1 protein-coding gene is annotated in these 1,388 nt (G+C 45.4%); it reads left to right on the top strand.

Annotation, left to right across the window (positions count from 1 at the left end):
• Positions 1–1,388: hypothetical protein (locus BM090_RS18625; RefSeq protein WP_177200017.1), on the top strand; the 1,388-nt coding region annotated here is incomplete at both ends.

Genomic DNA, 1,388 nt, shown 5'->3' with positions numbered 1-1,388 from the left:
AAGCTCAAAAAGGTAAGTGCCAAACAATATACCACCGTGATTTTGGTCGGCATTTCCAACGCTTCGGATGTTTTGAAAAATACCATGCTGCCCGAGATTGATTTGAAAGAATCTTTGCCGCCTTTGTTCGGCGATGCACGGCCTAACTATTCGTATGAGCTAAGTCATTACTTTGTCTTTGCGCTTGATGAGCAAGGCGCGTGGTCAATCCCCCGCCAGATTCCCGACGGGACAATTATCGGCTTTTCCATTTATCGCTACGACCCCAACAGTTACCTAACTTTCAGAACCTTTTACCAAGTCCCGTTTCGGGATTCTATTTATCAATTTACCCTTGATGTGGTGGACACCATTAACCGCCACAACCCTATCCCGAATTATTCGGCTACGGTGGCCTACGAACAGTTTAATTTGGTCTATGACCCTGACGGCAATGTTTGGGAGGCTTCGCAGTCTTCTTTGGGTAAGCCGCTTGTCCCTGCTTTGTATTCGCCTTTTCAAACTTATCAGGCAGGCGACTACGTGCGCGATGCAGACGAGTATGTTTACAGATGTTTGGTCAGTGGCACAGTGGGGCAAGCTCCGCCCAATACAACGTATTGGATAGAAGAAGATTATCCCTTTTGGCTCATGGTGGCCACCGCTGCCAATGTGGAATACGGTTTGTTTATCAATCAAACTTCACCGCACATTTACCGCTACGATTGGCCAAACAAAGACTACACCATCAAGGCCGAATTAGTCTCTTTGATTTCCTTCAGGTTATTGGACGACACCAACGCCACGCCGTATCCAATTGACACGTATTTGTCCCTGTTTTTCAATCCAAGTTTGGGATTAGACAATCAGGGAAACACCACTATCGACGCTTCTTTGCCTACCAATGGCAGTTGTTTTACAGGCCAACATTTCGACGGTAACACCATTGCAGACCCTTTGCCCTACAATGTCAGCAACTATTTAGACCGAAAGCTCAAGGTATTTTTTCCCGAAACAAGCCACACTTTTTATCCCATCTACAACCCCACAGGTACAGACCGAGAAAGCTACGAGGGCTATGTCAATGATTTTTCAATGGTGGGCTTTTACCTCAAGGAAGATTATTATGCTTCTCCGCAACTGTTTTTGTTTCATATCTTAGAACGAATCGCCCAACACATTGGCTATACGCTTGATTATTCGGCCTTTGATGTACCTGAATACCAAGACTTTTTGCAGACAACTGTCTATAACAACCATTCTTTTGACACGCTCATTAACGCCATTTTTGCACAGGACAAACACCATGTTCCTGTTACAGAAATTGACCTTTCGGGCCACGTGCCAGCCGTTACATTAGGCCAGTTTCTCAATGCCATTCGCACCGCTTTAGGCATTCACATTGACTT

The sequence above is a fragment of the Flexibacter flexilis DSM 6793 genome (assembly GCF_900112255.1).
In the GTDB taxonomy this organism is placed as follows: Bacteria; Bacteroidota; Bacteroidia; order Cytophagales; family Flexibacteraceae; genus Flexibacter; species Flexibacter flexilis.
This window is presented reverse-complemented; position numbering and strand designations above follow the sequence as displayed.